General features: G+C 71.1%; 12 protein-coding genes and 3 pseudogenes. 13 read left to right on the top strand and 2 right to left on the bottom strand.

Annotated features, from left to right (window positions below):
- The first annotated feature begins 402 nt into the window (after window positions 1-402).
- Window positions 403-1,290: a helix-turn-helix domain-containing protein gene (locus ACIRPU_RS12405; RefSeq protein ID WP_403865362.1), complete on the top strand. Its 888-nt coding sequence runs from the start codon at window positions 403-405 to the stop codon at window positions 1,288-1,290.
- A 27-nt stretch (window positions 1,291-1,317) separates the two neighbouring features.
- Here ACIRPU_RS12405 and ACIRPU_RS12400 read toward each other — a convergent pair whose 3' ends face one another.
- Entirely contained in the window at window positions 1,318-2,817 is a 1,500-nt protein-coding gene (locus ACIRPU_RS12400; protein ID WP_403865359.1) for a recombinase family protein, read from the bottom strand.
- Between the two features lie 36 nt (window positions 2,818-2,853).
- Between ACIRPU_RS12400 and ACIRPU_RS12395 the strand changes: the two are divergent.
- The 6 genes and pseudogenes from ACIRPU_RS12395 to ACIRPU_RS12370 form a co-directional block, all read left to right on the top strand.
- A pseudogene (locus ACIRPU_RS12395) lies at window positions 2,854-3,459 on the top strand (ATPase, T2SS/T4P/T4SS family); the annotation flags it as partial.
- Window positions 3,452-4,312 carry a type II secretion system F family protein gene (locus tag ACIRPU_RS12390; protein WP_403865356.1) on the top strand — a complete coding sequence of 287 codons (861 nt, stop codon included), beginning with the start codon at window positions 3,452-3,454 and terminating at the stop codon, window positions 4,310-4,312. The pseudogene ACIRPU_RS12395 and the gene ACIRPU_RS12390, both read left to right, overlap by 8 nt.
- A gap of 39 nt (window positions 4,313-4,351) precedes the next feature.
- Window positions 4,352-5,137: a type II secretion system F family protein gene (locus ACIRPU_RS12385; RefSeq protein WP_403865353.1), complete on the top strand. Its 786-nt coding sequence runs from the start codon at window positions 4,352-4,354 to the stop codon at window positions 5,135-5,137.
- A gap of 158 nt (window positions 5,138-5,295) precedes the next feature.
- Window positions 5,296-5,505 (top strand): DUF4244 domain-containing protein, encoded by a 210-nt coding sequence (locus ACIRPU_RS12380; RefSeq protein ID WP_307164619.1) that lies wholly within the window; start codon window positions 5,296-5,298, stop codon window positions 5,503-5,505.
- 34 nt (window positions 5,506-5,539) lie between these two features.
- Window positions 5,540-5,890: pseudogene (locus ACIRPU_RS12375) on the top strand (TadE family type IV pilus minor pilin); the annotation flags it as partial.
- A 380-nt stretch (window positions 5,891-6,270) separates the two neighbouring features.
- Window positions 6,271-6,684 (top strand): annotated as a pseudogene (locus ACIRPU_RS12370) (Rv3654c family TadE-like protein); the annotation flags it as partial.
- On the opposite strand, the gene ACIRPU_RS12365 reads toward ACIRPU_RS12370, so the two are convergent.
- Window positions 6,602-9,238 (bottom strand): DEAD/DEAH box helicase, encoded by a 2,637-nt coding sequence (locus ACIRPU_RS12365; protein WP_403865349.1) that lies wholly within the window; start codon window positions 9,236-9,238, stop codon window positions 6,602-6,604. The pseudogene ACIRPU_RS12370 and the gene ACIRPU_RS12365 sit on opposite strands and share 83 nt — an antisense overlap.
- A gap of 81 nt (window positions 9,239-9,319) precedes the next feature.
- On the opposite strand from ACIRPU_RS12365, the gene bldG reads away from it, so the two are divergent.
- The 6 genes from bldG to ACIRPU_RS12335 all read left to right on the top strand — a co-directional run bounded on the left by bldG (window position 9,320) and on the right by ACIRPU_RS12335 (window position 16,194).
- Window positions 9,320-9,661 (top strand): anti-sigma factor antagonist BldG, encoded by a 342-nt coding sequence (gene bldG / locus ACIRPU_RS12360; RefSeq protein WP_009189842.1) that lies wholly within the window; start codon window positions 9,320-9,322, stop codon window positions 9,659-9,661.
- Window positions 9,662-9,771: 110 nt separating this feature from the next.
- Window positions 9,772-10,206, top strand: coding sequence for an ATP-binding protein (locus tag ACIRPU_RS12355; RefSeq protein ID WP_351764785.1), 435 nt, complete (start codon window positions 9,772-9,774; stop codon window positions 10,204-10,206).
- 321 nt (window positions 10,207-10,527) lie between these two features.
- Window positions 10,528-12,933, top strand: coding sequence for a sodium-translocating pyrophosphatase (locus tag ACIRPU_RS12350; RefSeq protein WP_403865346.1), 2,406 nt, complete (start codon window positions 10,528-10,530; stop codon window positions 12,931-12,933).
- A gap of 194 nt (window positions 12,934-13,127) precedes the next feature.
- The gene (locus ACIRPU_RS12345; protein WP_355702691.1) at window positions 13,128-13,730 is read left to right on the top strand and encodes a small secreted protein; all 603 of its coding nucleotides are present in this window, start codon (window positions 13,128-13,130) and stop codon (window positions 13,728-13,730) included.
- 56 nt (window positions 13,731-13,786) lie between these two features.
- Window positions 13,787-15,328 carry a methyltransferase gene (locus ACIRPU_RS12340; RefSeq protein ID WP_403865343.1) on the top strand — a complete coding sequence of 514 codons (1,542 nt, stop codon included), beginning with the start codon at window positions 13,787-13,789 and terminating at the stop codon, window positions 15,326-15,328.
- A 668-nt stretch (window positions 15,329-15,996) separates the two neighbouring features.
- A complete protein-coding gene (locus ACIRPU_RS12335; protein ID WP_403865340.1) occupies window positions 15,997-16,194 on the top strand; it encodes a hypothetical protein in 198 nt (65 codons plus the stop codon).
- Window positions 16,195-16,384: the final 190 nt, after the last annotated feature.

Raw genomic sequence — 16,384 nt, 5'->3', positions numbered from 1 at the left:
GCGCCGCCGGCTGGACTCCGGCGGCGCCGCCGTTTAGGCGGCAGATCCCGACTGGACTTCGGGACCGGCCACGCTGCTGGGTTCTCCGTGGGGCGCGATGTGCAGGACGCGGAGCAGGTCCGCCGTGATGGCGCGGTAGGAGCGTCCCGCGCGAATGACCTGACACGGAAACTCCCCGCTTCGGGCCAACGCGTAGGCGGTGGTGCGGCCAACCCCGAACGCACGTCCAGCCGTCACGATGTCGATGCTGGCTGGCAGGGCCAGTAGTTCTTCTCGTGTCAGCGCGTGCGCCTCTGTGTCGACTTGTGTCATGGCGTGTCACTCCGGTGAGCCGTTGAGCACTTGCATCACAGCATGGAGTGCTGTCTTGCTGCGTGTCAAGCAGTGTCGTACTGTGCTGCCATGACACAACAGGGGTGGCCCGAGCGTCTGGCTGCGCAGGTAGCGGTGGAGCTCCGGCGGCATCGAGCCAGGCGCGGCTATAGCGCCCAGCAGTTGGCCGACGAGTGCGCCAAGCTGGGCATGCCTATTCAGAGGTCTGTTATCGCCAACTTTGAGAATGGTCGGCGCGCTAATGTCAGTGTGGCGGAGCTCTTGGTATTTGCCGCAGCGCTCCGCATTTCTCCGCTAGAGCTTGCCTTCCCGGTTGGGTATGAGCGCTTGGCGGAGGGGCTGCCGGGGCGATCTGACGAGACGTACAACTGGGCTGCCTGGTTCTCTGGAGAGGAGTCGGGTTTCGACTTCTCCTCTGAAGAGATCAACGCCATGGATATTGTTCGTGCCCTGCTTCCAGAATTTGCCGACCTCATGCGAAGCAAGGGAAAGCTGACAGAAGCGGAAGCGTCTCTTGACCAGGTGAGGCCGGATGTTGAAGCGCTGGAAGCGCGTATCGCTGAGGCTGAGCACCAGATGGATGTGATCCTGGAGCGGCGCGAGGCGAATATTGCCGACCGCGAGGCTGCGACCGATCTATTGTCGGAAGAATATAAGGGGTTGGCGGACGAGGGTAAGCGACTAGCGGCGATGCACAGGGAGGCGCTCGAACGGCTGCAGTCAGCGCGAGCCGCAGGTGAAGAACTCCTGGCTAAAAGGGCGTCAGTTGAGCGTTGGCGTGAGCATGTAGCAGAAGATGAACGAGCTGTCCGTGAGGTTATCGCGGAGTTCGACAAGCACGGTTTCGTCACTCCCGATTTGCCCGATGAGTGGGCGTACCTGCTGGAGCCTGAGGCGAAGAAGATCCCTGCGGAAGGGAGGCGCGGAAGGGGAAAGCCTCGGACCCGAAGGGGCTAGGAGCCTGCGTTGACCCGCACCTGCGGACTATTCGATGGTGCGAGCTCCCCGCTTCCATGCGAACACCACGGCGTCGTAGTCGAAGTACCCGCCGTCCGGCATACGGCCTGGGCGCGGCGTCTTCAGCGTCACCTCGACGAGCGCCCGCAATACGTTCCGCTTCTGGTCCAGGTCCAGCGCCTTCCACGCCTTGCCCACGTCCGGCGCCCCCACCAGAGCGGCGAGCGGGTCCTGCGTGGCAGCCCGGGCCAGTTGATGCGTGACACCGTCCAGCTGCGCGCGCGCCGTATCGGTGCCCACCGTGAACGCGACCATGTCGATCTGCCCGGCGCCGAACAGGCCGCCCAGGTCCCGCATCCGCCCACGGATCTCCTCGGCCTCGGCCTGTAGGCCGGCCACGTCCACGTCACCCCAGCCCGGCAGGAGCAGCTCGTGCGCGTCCGGCTGTTGCAGCCGGGTGATGACGGTCTCCTCGACGTACTGGTCCACCACTTCGGCGCGCCGGCCCCCGCCGTGCGCGCTCTGGCACCGGTAGGACGGATAGCTCCGGCCGCCGGACTGGGTGACGTACACGAAGTGCGGGCAGTCCCCGCGGCCGCACCGGTACAGCAGCGAGCCCAGCCACTTCGGCGTCGCACCCGGGGTCGTCGTCCGGGACGGATCCTTCAGGATCGCCACTACGGCCCGGTACTTCGCCTCGTCGACGATCGGGTCCCACTTGCCCCGGCCTACCTCCTCGCCCCGGTAGACGGCGATCCCGGCGTTCCTCGGGCGCAGCAGCATGTCGCGCATGTCGGTGTGCGTGACGGGGTTCCCGCGGGTGGTGGTGACGCCCTTGTCGGCGCACCACTTCACCAGCGACCGGATCGAGGCGCCGGACAGCATCTCGTCCGTCCAGTGGCGCAGCGCCTCGGCCTCCTCGGGCACGGCCTTCAGCATGTCGAGCTCGGGCGCGTCGACCTCCTCGCCCGTTTTCCGGTCGACCTTCTTCTTCGTTTCGCCCGTGGGCATGCCCCAGCCGAACGGGCGGATGCCGCCCATCCACTCGCCCTTCAGCGCCTTCTGCTGGCGGGCCCGGGCGACGCGTTCGCCCTTGTGCTCCGACTCCAGGCGGGCGACGACGCCCATGAAGCGGGCCTGTGCCCGGCCGCTCGGGGTCACCAGGTCGAGGGCCCCGGCCTGCACGGTGTGCGTGCTCACGCCGCGCTTCTCGCAGAGGTTGATGTACTCCTCGAGCTCCAACGGCGACCGGTGCAAGCGGTCGGTGTGCCACACGATGACGACGGTCGCGGTGCCCTGGTCGAGGTCGGCGAGCATCTTCTGGTAGCCCTTGCGGCGCTTTCCGCTGTAGGCGCTCACGTCGTTGTCGACGTACACCTCGACGACGTCCCAGCCGTTCCGCTCTGCGAGCGCCTCACAGTCCTGCTGCTGGCGTTCCACGCCGAGGCCGCCGCCGGTGCGGTCCTGGCTGATGCGGCAGTAGATGACGGCGCGCGTCCGGCCGCCCGCTGTCTGGGTGGTCTTCATGCCCTGAGTGTGGCTCACCAGTGGTGTCTTTGTCCGGGGTTCGGGAAGACGACCCTGCTGAGCGCGCTGCTGGGCCTCGTCGGGCCGGGCGAGCGGATCGTACTCGCCGAGGACTCCGCGGAACTGCGACCGGACCACCCGCACGTCGTCCGCCTGGAGACCAGACCCGCGAACCAGGAGGGAGCGGGACTCGTCACGCTCGAGGACCTGGTGCGGCAGGCCCTGCGGATGCGGCCCGACCGGATGGTCGTGGGCGAGGTGCGCGGGCCGGAGGTCGTCCATCTGCTGGCCGCGCTCAACACGGGCCACGAGGGCGGCTGCGGGACCGTCCATGCCAACGCCGCCGCGGACGTCCCCGCCCGGTTGGAGGCACTCGGCACGGCGGCCGGGCTCGATCGGGCCGCTCTGCACAGCCAGTTGGCGGCGGCTCTGTCGGTGGTCCTGCACCTTGTGCGCGACCCGGCCGGGCGGCGACGGATCGCCGAGGTGCACGTGCTGGAACGGGACCCGTCCGGGCTGGTGCGGACTGTGCCGGCACTGCGGTGGCGGGCGGACGCCTTCGCCTACGAAAGGGGCTGGGAGCGGCTGCGGGAACTGCTGCGGGGCGACGAGAACGAAGGGAGGGACGGGCGGGATGAGTGAGGTGCCGATGGCCGCGGCCGTGGCCTGTGCCGGAGCGGCGGCGTGGCTGCTGGGCGGACCGTACTCGGGGGCCAGGCGGGCGCAGTTGCTCCTGGCCGGAGGAGGCGTGGTCGGCAGCGGGCCGCCTCCGTGGCGGCAGCTCACCGGCGAGCTGCGGAGGCTCCGGGGACGCTGGCGACCCGAATGGTGGGCACCGGTCGCCGGGCTGGTCCTGGCGCTGCTGGGCGGTTCGGTGCTGCCGGTCGTCGCGGGGGCGGCCGGGGTGCCCCTGCTGCGCCGGGCGCGACGGGCCGCCGAGACCCGGCGGGCGGGAGAGCGCCGAGGGGACGCGGTGATCGCGCTGTGCGCGGCGCTGGCCGGGGAGGTGCTCGCCGGTCGACAGCCGGGGGAGGCGCTGCGGCGGGCCGCACAGGACTCCGGAGGGCTCGGCGCGGCACAGCCCGCGGTGTTGGCGGCGGCACGGTTCGGCGGGGACGTGCCCACGGCTCTCGCGGTCGCCGCACGGCAACCGGGGGCCGACGGACTGCTGGGACTCGCCGCGTGCTGGCGGGTTGCCGTGGACCAGGGCGCCGGTCTGGCTGCCGGACTCGACCGGCTGGAGACGGCGTTGCGCGCGGAGCGCGAACAACGTGCGGACCTAAGGGCTCAGTTGGCCGGCCCGCGCGCCACGGTGGTGATGCTCGCCGGCCTGCCGGTCCTGGGCCTCCTGCTGGGGGCCGCGCTCGGGGCGGACCCGCTGCACGTCCTGCTGCACACCGGAGCGGGCCTGGGCTGCCTGCTCGTCGGCGGTGTGCTGGAGGGCGTGGGGATGTGGTGGGCACTGCGGATCGTCCGCCACGCGGAGGCGAAGTGAGGCGGCGAGAGGGAGATGGGTGACGTGGACGGAGTAGGCATGAGCGTGGAAGTCGTCCACAAGGTGGGGGCGGCCGTGGGGATCGTGGCGGCCTTCTGGTGGCTGACGCGGTGGTGGGAGACCGAGCGGCTCGAACGCAGGGCACGGCGGCGCCTGGCCGAACTGCTCGCCTCGGGGACGGCGGCGACCGTCCGAGGAGCCGGGCTGCGGGATGCCCTACGGCGGTGGCTTCCCGAGGCATTGGTGGTCGGCGCCGGATGGGTGGTGGTCGGCGGCGTCGCCGGACTTGTGCTGGGGCTGATCGGCGCGGTGGGTCTGGGGCGGTGGCGCCGTCGGCAACAGACGGCGGATGTGGTGAGCGAGGCCGACGCTCGGCTCGCCGCACGCCAACTCCCGCTCGCCGCCGATCTGCTGGCCGCGTGCATCGCGGTCGGCGCCGGACCGGTGATCGCGGCGCAGGCCGTGGGCGAGGCTCTCGGCGGCCCCGTGGGGGAAGGGCTGGCGCGTGGTGCCGCCGAGGTACGGCTGGGCGGTGAACCGGCAACCGCCTGGCGCAGGTTGGCCTCGACGCCGGGTGCCGCGGCCCTGGCCCGCCTGCTGGAGCGGGCCGACGTCTCGGGGCTGCCCGCGGCCGGGCCGGTTGCCCGGCTCGCCGCCGACACCCGCGCCGACTGGACGCGTGCCGCGACGGCCCGGGCCCGGCGGGCGGCCGTCATGGTCACCGTGCCGGTGGGGCTCTGCTTCCTGCCCGCCTTCATCGCGGTCGGGGTGCTGCCCATCGTCATCGGGCTCGCGGGCGGGGTGCTGGGAGGAGGTGACCGATGACGGGGTGGACGACGTGAACGCCGAGGAGCGACGGCGCGGGTGGCCGAACAGCCGGCCGCCGACCGACGGGCGGCCGTGCGGCCGTGTGGCGAACGGTCGATAGCGAAGTAGCCGAACCACATCAGAGATCAAGGCGACGAAACCACACGGGGGTTGAGATGTACAAGGCGGTATGGGCGCGACTGAGCGCCCTGGTGTGCAGGATGCGTGCGGCGCGCGGTGACGCGGGGATGGTGACGTCCGAGTACGCGATGGGGATCGTGGCGGCCGTGGGCTTCGCGGTGCTCCTCTACCAGGTGGTGACGAGCGAGGTGGTCGCGGCTCAGCTGCAGGCCATCGTGAAGCGGGCGCTCAGTGCGGGGGCGTGAGCGCGGACCAGAGCCCCGGCGCGTATGCCGGTGGGTGTGCGTCGGGGACCGGGGGTTCGTGACGGCGGAGTCGGCCGTGGTGCTGCCGGTGCTGGTGGTGTTCGCGACGGCGCTGGTGTGGGGGTTGCTGGTCATGGCGGCCCAGATCCAGTGCGTGGACGCGGCCAGGACCGGCGCCAGGGCGGCGGCCCGGCAGGATCCGGCCAGCGCGGTGCTCGAGGTGACCCGCGCGACGGCGCCGCGCGGGGCGGAGGTGACGGTCAGCAGGGAGGGCGACCAGGTCCGCGTCGTTGTCGTGGCCAAGCCACCCGCCCTGCGCGGCCTGCCCTTCGAGGTACGGGAGGAGGCCGTGGCGGAAGCGGAGGAGACCGTGGGGACGGCGGATGGGGCCGCGGGGTCGGCGGAGGAGGCCGAGAGCACGACCGAGGAGGCCGAGGGCACGGCGGAGGAAGCCGAGGGCACGGCGGAGGAAGCCGAGGGCACGGCGGAGGAAGCCGAGGGCACGGCGGAGAAGGCCGTAGGGGCGGCTGAGACGGCTCGGGATGCGCCAGGTGATGCCGGCGCACCGGGTGACCTCAGGGACGCACCGGGGGCCGCCCACGCGCCGGGGGACGCCCACGCGCCGCGTGACCTCCGAGGCGCGGAAGCGGACGCCGGTGGGCCAGGTGTTCCCCGGGGTGCGTCAGGAGACGCCCAGCGGTCTGTGGGAGACGTGCCGTGACCGCGGGGCGTGGAGGCGGGGTCGCGGGCCTTGGAGGTGGGGCCATGTGGGCCCGGGTCCTCGGCGGGCGCCCCAGGGACGTGGACCGTGGCTCGGCCACCGTCTGGAGCGTGGGCGCGATCGCCGTGCTGTGCGTGGTGTTCGGGATCGTGCTGGCCCTCGGGCAGGCCGTGGCGGCCAGGCACCGTGCCGCGGGCGGCGCCGACCTCGCGGCGCTCGCGGCCGCCGACCACTGGACGGACGGCGTCGCACAGGCCTGCGACCGGGCGGACCGGGTGGCCCGGGCGCAGGGCGCGCGACTGGTGCGGTGCGTGGTCGTCGGCGAGATCGCGGACGTGACGGCGGCGTCGGGACGGGGGCTGTTCGCGGCCGAGATCAGGGCGCGGGCGGGTCCTGCGGATGCGGTGCAGGCCCCGCAGCGGCCTCCGCAGCCCGGCCCGATGCCGTCCCCGGCCCCATATTCGGCCCCTCCTTCGGCTCCTCCTCCAGGTCCAGGTCCTCCTTCAGCTCCTCCCCCGGCTCCTTCTCCCGCTCTGCCGGAGGCTTTCCCTCCCGGGTTTTCTCCTCGGGAGCCTCCCGCAGCAGTTCCGTGAGCAGCCGTACGGCTCCCCGCTTGTGCAGTGGGTCGTTGCCGTTGCCGCACTTGGGGGACTGGATGCAGGACGGGCAGCCCGCGTCGCACTCGCAGGAGGCGATGGCCTGGCGGGTGGCCGTCAGCCAGGAGCGTGCCGTGTGAAAGGCCCGCTCCGCGAAGCCGGCGCCGCCGGGATGACCGTCGTAGACGAAGACCGTCGGCAACAGAGTGTCGGGGTGGAGGGGGACCGAGACGCCGCCGATGTCCCAGCGGTCGCAGGTCGCGAAGAGGGGCAGCATGCCGATCGAGGCGTGTTCGGCGGCGTGCAGGGCACCGCCGAGGATCTCGGGGTTGATCCGGGCCGCGTCCAGCTGGTCCTCGGTCACGGTCCACCACACGGCGCGTGTGCGCAGCGTACGAGGAGGGAGGTCGAGCTTCGACTCGCCCAGGACTTCACCGGTGATGACACGTCGACGCAGGAAGGAGACGACCTGGTTGGTCACTTCGACGGAGCCGTAGCACAACCGGCCCTGGCCCCAGGGAATTTCGACGTCCGTCTCCAGGACGGAGATCGACGTCGTGTCACGGGCCACCGTCGAGTACGGGGGGTTGGCCTCCTCGACCAGGGCGACGGAGTCCTCCAGGTCCAGGGAACGCACGAGATACGTGCGGCCCTGATGGAGGTGGACAGCACCCTCGTGGACGGTGGTGTGGGAGGAGCCCGCGTCGACCGTGCCGAGCAGTCGGCCGGTGCCGGCCTCGACGACCTGGACGGGGCGGCCGCCCTCGCCGCGGATGTCCGTGAGGTCGGCGGCCCGCTCCCGGCGGGTCCAGTGCCAGGCCTTGGTCCGGCGGCGCAGCAGCTTCGCGGCCTCCAGCTGCGGCAGCAGGCCCTCGGCCTCGGGGCCGAACAGGGCCAGATCCTCGTCGGTCAGCGGGAGTTCCGCCGCCGCCGCGCACAGGTGGGGGGCCAGGACGTAGGGGTTGTCGGGGTCGAGGACGGTCGACTCCACCGGGCGGTCGAACAGTGCCTCCGGGTGATGGACGAGGAAGGTGTCCAGCGGGTCGTCCCGGGCGATGAGCACCGCCAGCGCGCCCTGCCCGGACCGGCCCGCCCGGCCGGCCTGCTGCCACAGGGACGCGCGCGTGCCCGGGTAGCCGGCGATCAGGACGGCGTCGAGTCCGGAGACGTCGATGCCGAGCTCCAGGGCGGTGGTCGCGGCGAGACCGAGGAGCTCGCCCGAGTGCAGGGCCTGCTCCAGGGCGCGTCGTTCCTCGGGGAGGTAACCGCCGCGGTAGGCCGCGACACGCCGGGCGAGTGAGCGGTCGACCTCGGCGAGGCGTTCCTGGGCGATCACCGCGATCAGCTCGGCGCCCCGCCGGGAGCGGACGAAGGCGACGGTGCGCACGCCCTGGACGGCGAGGTCGGTGAGCAGGTCGGCGGTCTCGGCGGTGGCGGTACGCCGGACGGGTGCGCCTTTCTCACCCACCATCTCGGTGAGCGGGGGCTCCCACAGGGCGAACACCAGTTCACCGCGAGGTGAGGCGTCGTCGGCGACCTCGACGACCCGCAGGCCGGTGAGGCGCCCGGCGGCGACCGCGGGTTCGGCGGACGTCGCGGAGGCCAGCAGGAAGACCGGGGAGGCGCCGTAGCGGGCGCACAGACGACGCAGGCGGCGCAGCACATGGGCGACGTGGGAGCCGAACACGCCGCGGTAGGTGTGGCACTCGTCGATGACGACGTACTTCAGGGACTTCAGGAAGGAGGACCAGCGGGGGTGGGACGGGAGGATGCCCCGGTGCAGCATGTCCGGGTTGGTGAGGACGTAGTTGGCGTACTGGCGGATCCACTCCCGTTCCTCGAACGGGGTGTCGCCGTCGTACACGGCCGGCCGGACGGCGTTGCCGAGAGGTTGTGAAAGTTCCTTCACGGAGCGGCACTGGTCCGCCGCCAGGGCCTTGGTGGGGGCCAGGTAGAGGGTGGTGGCCCCACGGCCGTTCGGGGCCTCGGAGCCGTCCAGGAGGGCCGAGAGGACCGGTACGAGGTAGGCCAGGGACTTGCCGGACGCGGTGCCCGTGGCGACGACCACCGACTCGCCGTCCAGTGCGTGCTCGGCGGCCCGGGCCTGGTGGGCCCAGGGGTGTTCGATGCCGCAGGCCTGCACGGCCGCGATGACCTCGGGGCGAATCCGGTCCGGCCAGACGGCATGGCGGCCCTCACGCGGGGGCAAGTGCTCCGTATGAGTGATGCGCGAGGCCCGGCTCGGTCCCGGGGCGAGCCGGGCCAGAACCTCGCCCGGGGACAGGCGGGGCACGGCCTCGGGCGAGGGTCGATCGGATCGGTGATTCTTGGCCATCGGCACCGAGTGTGTCACCGGCTTGACGGACAATGGGGCCAAGGCGTCGTGCACGCCTGCCGGTAAGTGATTGAATGCCATGGCGGCTGGCGTACCGTCCCGGGGACTCCTGCCCAGGTGTTCCGAGGGGCGACCGCTCGATAGCAAGGTGCTGGAGGATCCGTGGACCTGTCTCTGTCGACCCGTACCGTCGGCGATCGTACGGTCGTCGAGGTCGGTGGCGAAATCGACGTATATACCGCGCCCAAGTTGCGCGAGCAGCTGGTCGAGCTGGTGAACGACGGGAATTTCCACCTCGTCGTCGACATGGAGGGCGTGGACTTCCTCGACTCCACCGGGCTCGGCGTGCTGGTCGGCGGACTGAAGCGGGTGCGTGCCCATGAGGGCTCGCTCCGTCTGGTCTGCAACCAGGAGCGTATTTTGAAGATCTTCCGCATTACCGGTCTGACCAAGGTGTTCCCGATCCACACCTCGGTCGACGAAGCGGTCGCTGCCACCGACTGACCACCCCGTCCCGGGCCCGCGCGGCTCGGCACGGCTGGTCGAACAAAGAGGGGGTCCGGGCTTGGCGGCCCGGCCCCCCGACAGCACGCCCGTAGTTCCGAGGGGGACGTATGGCCACCGTTGAACTCCGCTTCAGCGCGCTGCCCGAGCACGTCAGGACCGCCCGACTGGTGGCGGCAGCGGTGGCGCGCAGGGCCGGAGTGGACGAGGCCGTCCTCGACGAGGTCAGGCTCGCCGTCGGCGAGGCTTGTACCCGTGCCGTCGGACTGCACCAGACCGGCGGCATCACCGCGCCGGTGAAGGTGTCGCTGATCGAGGAGGAGAAGCAGTTCTCCATCGAGGTCGGCGACGAGGCGCCGCGCTCGGCGCCCGGTGACCGGGCGCCCGGATCGGGCGCAGGCGTCGACGTGGAGGCCGAGGAGGACGAGATGGGCCTGGCGGTCATCAGCGGCCTCGTCGACGACGTCGAGGTCTCCGCGGGCGAGCACGGCGGGCTGATCCGCATGACCTGGCCGACCACGCCGGTGTCCGCGACGCTGTCCTGACCCGTACCTCGCGATTCAGTCACCCGAAGGGCCCTACCTCGTAGGGCCCTTCGGCATGTGCGGACCTAGGCGACCGCGCTTACAGTGGTTCCGTGAAATGAATCTTGGAATCTCGGTGAAGTGAATCTTGGCGAAATAAATCTTGCCGCGAGTATCGTGAATAAATTCACGAACCCCAATGCCTCGAAGGCATTACCGGGCGAGATCGTGCGGGTTTTGCGTGCGAAGGCGAATTCCGCTTGCCGCACTCTGTTTTGATCAGCTTCCGGTACCTACAATCCGTCCACATCTTGAGCTCAGCCCAAGCGTCAAGGAGGACGAATGGCGGGGCTTTCTACCCCTCATCGGTTGGACCACTCCACAACCTTCGCAGCCGCAGTGCTGACCGACGGCAACCGCCTGCTCGTGGTGGTCATCGCGGTCGTGGCGCTGGCCGCGCTCGTGGTTGCGGGCGTACTGGTACGGCAGGTGCTCGCGGCCGGCGAGGGCACCGACAGCATGAAGAAGATCGCGGCGGCGGTCCAGGAAGGCGCCAACGCGTATCTGTCCCGGCAGTTGCGCACGCTCGGCGTATTCGCCGTCGTCGTGTTCTTCCTGCTCCTGTTGCTGCCCGCGGACGACTGGAATCAGCGCGCCGGACGATCGATCTTCTTCTTGATCGGTGCCGGGTTCTCCGCGGCCACCGGCTATATCGGCATGTGGCTGGCCGTGCGCAGTAATGTGCGCGTCGCCGCGGCGGCCCGGGAAGCGACTCCGGCAGAAGGCGAACGGGAAAAGGATCTCACCGCCGTCTCGCACAAGGCGATGAAGATCGCATTCCGCACCGGCGGCGTCGTCGGCATGTTCACGGTGGGGCTGGGTCTGCTCGGCGCCGCCTGCGTGGTGCTGGTGTACGCGGCCGACGCGCCGAAGGTGCTGGAGGGATTCGGACTCGGCGCGGCCCTCATCGCCATGTTCATGAGGGTGGGCGGCGGCATCTTCACCAAGGCCGCCGACGTCGGCGCCGACCTGGTCGGCAAGGTCGAACAGGGCATCCCGGAGGACGATCCGCGCAATGCCGCGACCATCGCCGACAACGTGGGCGACAACGTCGGCGACTGCGCGGGCATGGCGGCGGACCTGTTCGAGTCGTACGCCGTGACGCTGGTCGCCGCGCTGATCCTCGGCAAGGCGGCCTTCGGCGACGCCGGGCTCGCCTTCCCGCTGCTCGTTCCCGCCATCGGCGTGCTCACGGCCATGGTCGGCATCTTCGCGGTCGCCCCGCGTCGTACCGACCGCAGCGGCATGACCGCGATCAACCGGGGCTTCTTCATCTCCGCGGCGATCTCGCTCGTGCTGGTCGCGGTGGCCGTCTTCCTCTATCTCCCCGGCAAGTACGCCGACCTCGACGGTGTCACCGACGCGGCGATCCAGGGCAAGAACGGCGACCCGCGCGTTCTCGCGCTCGTCGCGGTGGCGATCGGCATCCTCCTGGCCGCGGTCATCCAGCAGTTGACGGGCTACTTCACCGAGACCACCCGCCGACCCGTGCGCGACATCGGCAAGTCGTCGCTGACGGGCCCCGCCACCGTCGTCCTCGCCGGTATCTCCGTCGGCCTCGAATCGGCCGTCTACACCGCCTTGTTGATCGGCCTGGGCGTGTACGGGGCGTTCCTGCTCGGCGGTACGTCGATCATGCTGGCGCTGTTCGCGGTGGCGCTGGCCGGCACCGGTCTGCTCACCACGGTCGGCGTGATCGTCGCCATGGACACCTTCGGGCCGGTCTCCGACAACGCGCAGGGCATCGCCGAGATGTCCGGTGACGTCCAGGGCGCGGGCGCGCAGGTGCTCACCAACCTCGACGCCGTCGGCAACACGACCAAGGCCATCACCAAGGGCATCGCCATCGCCACCGCCGTCCTGGCGGCGTCGGCGCTCTTCGGGTCGTACCGGGACGCCATCACGACGGGAGCGCAGGACGTCGGGGAGAAGCTCTCCGGGGCGGGCGCGCCGATGAGCCTGATGATGGACATCTCGCAGCCCAACAACCTCGTCGGCCTCATCGCGGGCGCGGCGGTCGTCTTCCTCTTCTCGGGGCTGGCGATCAACGCGGTGTCGCGGTCGGCGGGTGCCGTGGTGTTCGAGGTGCGGCGGCAGTTCCGCGAGCACCCCGGGATCATGGACTACAGCGAGGAGCCGGAGTACGGCAAGGTCGTCGACATCTGTACTCGGGACGCCCTGCGCGAGCTGGCCACCCCCGGACTGCTCGCCGTGCTGGCGCCCATCTTCATCGGGTTCACCCTCGGCGTCGGAGCGCTCGGCGCGTTCCTCGCGGGCGCGATCGGCTCCGGCACGCTGATGGCCGTCTTCCTCGCCAACTCCGGCGGCGCGTGGGACAACGCCAAGAAACTCGTCGAGGACGGCCACCACGGCGGCAAGGGCAGCGAGGCCCATGCGGCGACGGTGATCGGGGACACGGTCGGCGACCCGTTCAAGGACACCGCGGGTCCGGCGATCAACCCGCTGCTGAAGGTCATGAACCTGGTGGCGCTGCTCATCGCGCCCGCCGTGATCAAGTTCAGTTACGGCGAGGACAAGAGCATCGGCATGCGGATCCTGATCGCGGTCCTGGCGCTCGCGGTCATCGTGATCGCGGTGTACGTCTCCAAGCGGCGCGGGATCGCCGTGGGTGACGAAGACAACGCCGATTCCTCGACCAAGTCCCCCGATCCGGCGGTGATTTCGTAGACCCGCCCACCGGTGCCCAGCTCAAGGGGCGGGCGGGTGACGCGCGTTGTCGCGTCGCCCGCCCGTTGTGTTGAGTATGTGTCGGAGCCGTGAGCCTTCTCTCTCCTGGTGCAAATGGCTGTAATGGCTTGCATAGCGGACATTCGTTCTGGGGTTCTCGCCCGGTTGCCGTGTATGTTCCGGGGCCGAGAGCCATGGAAGGGACCAACCCGGTGAACAAGAAGCTCGCGGCCGTGGTGTCCGGCGGTGCGGTACTGGTACTGGCGCTGTCCGGATGCAGCAGCGACGACGATGGCAACAAGGAACTCGACGCCTGGGCCAAGCAGGTCTGCGACGCGCTGCCTGCCCAGGACGCGAAGGTCGACGCGGCCAACGCCGCGATCAAGCAGGCCGCCACGGACAACAACGCTCCGGCGAACGTCCAGAAGACCGACTCGCAGGCCTTCCAGGACATGTCCGACGCCTACGGAGCGCTCGCCCAGGCCGTCCAGAAGGCCGGCACGCCGCCCGGTGTCGACGACGGCGAGAAGAAGCAGAAGGACGCCGTCTCGGCGCTCACCACCCTCTCGACCTCCTACGCGGGCCTGAAGAAGCAGGTCGACGCGCTGGACACGAAGGACCAGGCGAAGTTCGCCGACGGCCTCAACGACATCGCCACCGACCTCGGCGAGCTCAGCAAGAGCGGCAACACCGCGCTGAAGAACCTCGAGCAGGGCGACGTCAAGAACGCCATGGCCAACCAGGCCAGCTGCAAGAAGGTGGCCTCCTCGGCCTCGGCCCGCGCGACGACCAGCTGAGGCCGCGCGGCCGGGGGCGATGCGGGGGAACGCGCCCCGAGTGGTGACGGGAGACAATGGGGGGCGTGAGTAACGCCACCCTCTCCCCCCTGCCCTCCGCCGACCGCCCCGACGTGGCCGCCCTGCTGCGCGAGGCGCTGCTCGCGGCCTCCTTCACCGCGGACGGCCTCCTCGAGCTGCTCGGCGCGCCCGCCTACGCGGCCCTGGCCCGCAGCGAGACCGTGCCCGCGCTGCGCGCGACCCGCGGGGACACGCCGCTGGAGACGCTCGTCCGCCTCTTCCTGCTCCAGCAGCCCGTGCCGCACGCGCGCGTGAAGGAGTTCCTGCCCGTACACGCGTGCGTGGAGAGCGGCTGGCTGGTCCCCACGGGTGAGGACGAGGTCGCCGCGACCGTCGACGTCCGGCCCTACGGCGGGCCGGGCGGCGAGGACTGGTTCATCATCTCCGACCTCGGGTGCGCGGTCGGTGGCGCGGGCGGCAGCGGGAGCGAAGGCGGCCAGGCGGACACGGCCGTCGTCCTCGGCGTCGGCGGCGCGTCGACGACCCTCGCCGGTATCACCGTGCGCACGCCCGTCTCCGCCGCCCTCGACCTCGGCACCGGCTCCGGCATCCAGGCGCTGCACGCCGCCCAGCACGCCACGCGCGTGACGGCGACCGACCTCAACCCGCGCGCCCTGCACATCACCGCGCTCACGCTCGCGCTGTCCGGGGCTCCGGCGGCGGACCTGCGCGAGGGCTCGCTGTTCGAGCCGATCCGGGACGACGAGACGTACGACCTGATCGTGTCGAACCCGCCGTTCGTGATCTCGCCGGGCGCCCGGCTGACCTACCGGGACGGCGGGATGGGCGGGGACGATCTGTGCCGCTCGCTCGTTCAAGGGGCGGGGGAACGGCTGAGCGAGGGCGGGTTCGCGCAGTTCCTCGCCAACTGGCAGCACGTGGAGGGGGAGAACTGGCAGGACAGGCTCAGGTCGTGGGTGCCGCGCGGGTGCGACGCCTGGATCGTGCAGCGCGAGGTGCAGGACGTCACGCAGTACGCGGAGCTCTGGCTGAGGGACGCCGGCGACCACCGGGGCGACCAGGCCGAGTACCAGGCGCACTACGACACCTGGCTGGACGAGTTCGAGGCGCGCAAGGTGAAGGCCGTCGGCTTCGGCTGGATCACGCTGCGCAGGACGGCGGCCGCGGAGCCCGTGATCACGGTGGAGGAGTGGCCGCACCCGGTGGAACAGCCGCTGGGCGACGCCGTCCTGGCGCACTTCGGACGGCTGGACTACCTGCGCGCCCATGACGACGCGGCCTTGCTCGCCGGGCGCTTCCGGCTGGTCACGGAGGTCGTCCAGGAGCAGGTCGGGCTGCCCGGCGCCGAGGATCCGGAGCACGTCGTGCTGCGCCAGCACCGCGGCATGCGCCGGGCCACCAAGGTGGACACGGTCGGCGCGGGCTTCGCGGGCGTGTGCGACGGCTCGCTGAGCGCCGGCCGCATTCTCGACGCCATCGCCCAACTGGTCGGCGAAGATCCGGTGTTGCTGCGGGACCGCACTCCGGCCCAGATCCGCCTTCTGGTGGAGCAGGGTTTCCTCGAACCGGCGGAGTGACCCGGCCGGGTCCGGAGGGACCCGGATCGTCGGAGCGGCGGCTACCGGACACCCTCCGAAAGATCGCCCGGGGGACATCCTCAGGGACATCCTCCGGGAGCTCACCCAGGACGGCACCGGGACATCGCCGGGGCGGCATCCGGGACACGGTCAGGGCGGCATCCGGGACACGGTCGGGGCGGCTTCCTGGACATCGCCCGGGCCGGCATCCGGAAGATCACCCGGGAGATCTGCCGGAACACCATCCGGGACGTCACCGGGAAGTCGTCCGGAACGTCTTTCGGAGGGCGGCCCGCTCCCGCCCCTCCCGCCCCGCTCCGGTCCGTTCTCCCCGCTCTCCGTCTTTTCTTCGCTCTCGGTGCCGATTCGCCAAGATCGTATGCAGTGTGAGCCGATCGACAACGCAGGCGTCGGCGAAGTCGGCCGGAAAGGCCCGCGTCCGGTTCGGTGTGCTCCACCGCACTCCGGGTGGCCCGGGGGCCGGGCCCCGGTGGTCCGCGGGCCGCGGGTCGCGGACGCCGACAGCACCCCGGCCGACGGCTCGCCGAGCCCTCCGCCCCCACCCGTAGCACCGGCGTTCACCTGGGGTTCGCCGGGGCGCCGCCCGGGCGTGACAGCCTCCCGTGGCCGGGGCAGACGCGAGCCGAGCGCAAGGGGCGGGGACGATCATGGAGAGCGGGCCGACGATCTTCACGGGAACGGTGTTCGCCCTGTTCGGGGGCGCCCTGCTGATGTGGACCGCGGTGCGGGTGCGGCACCGTGAACCCGTGGCCCAAGGTGTGAGCCCCGTCGCATCGGCGACCCTGGCGACCCTGGCCTCCGTCGCCGCGCTGGCCGTCGGGGTGTGGTGCTTCACCCGGCTCTGAAGCCGTCTCCGGGACCACCTGGGGGACCCCCTACGAGGCCGACGTCGAGGCCGCCTTCGCGGATCTCGCCGGACCCCCGTTCGAACCGCGTGAACATGGTCGCGCCGTGGTCGCGCCGGTAAAGGGGATGACGCGTTCCGGTCGTAGGGAAAAGGGCCGGTCGGCACTCCGGGCGGCAGGAATGGCGGTA

It is taken from the genome of Streptomyces sp. NPDC102259 (assembly GCF_044766465.1).
In the GTDB taxonomy this organism is placed as follows: domain Bacteria; phylum Actinomycetota; class Actinomycetes; order Streptomycetales; family Streptomycetaceae; genus Streptomyces.
Note: the sequence above shows the minus strand (reverse complement) of the source record. Positions and strands in the feature narration are given on the sequence as shown.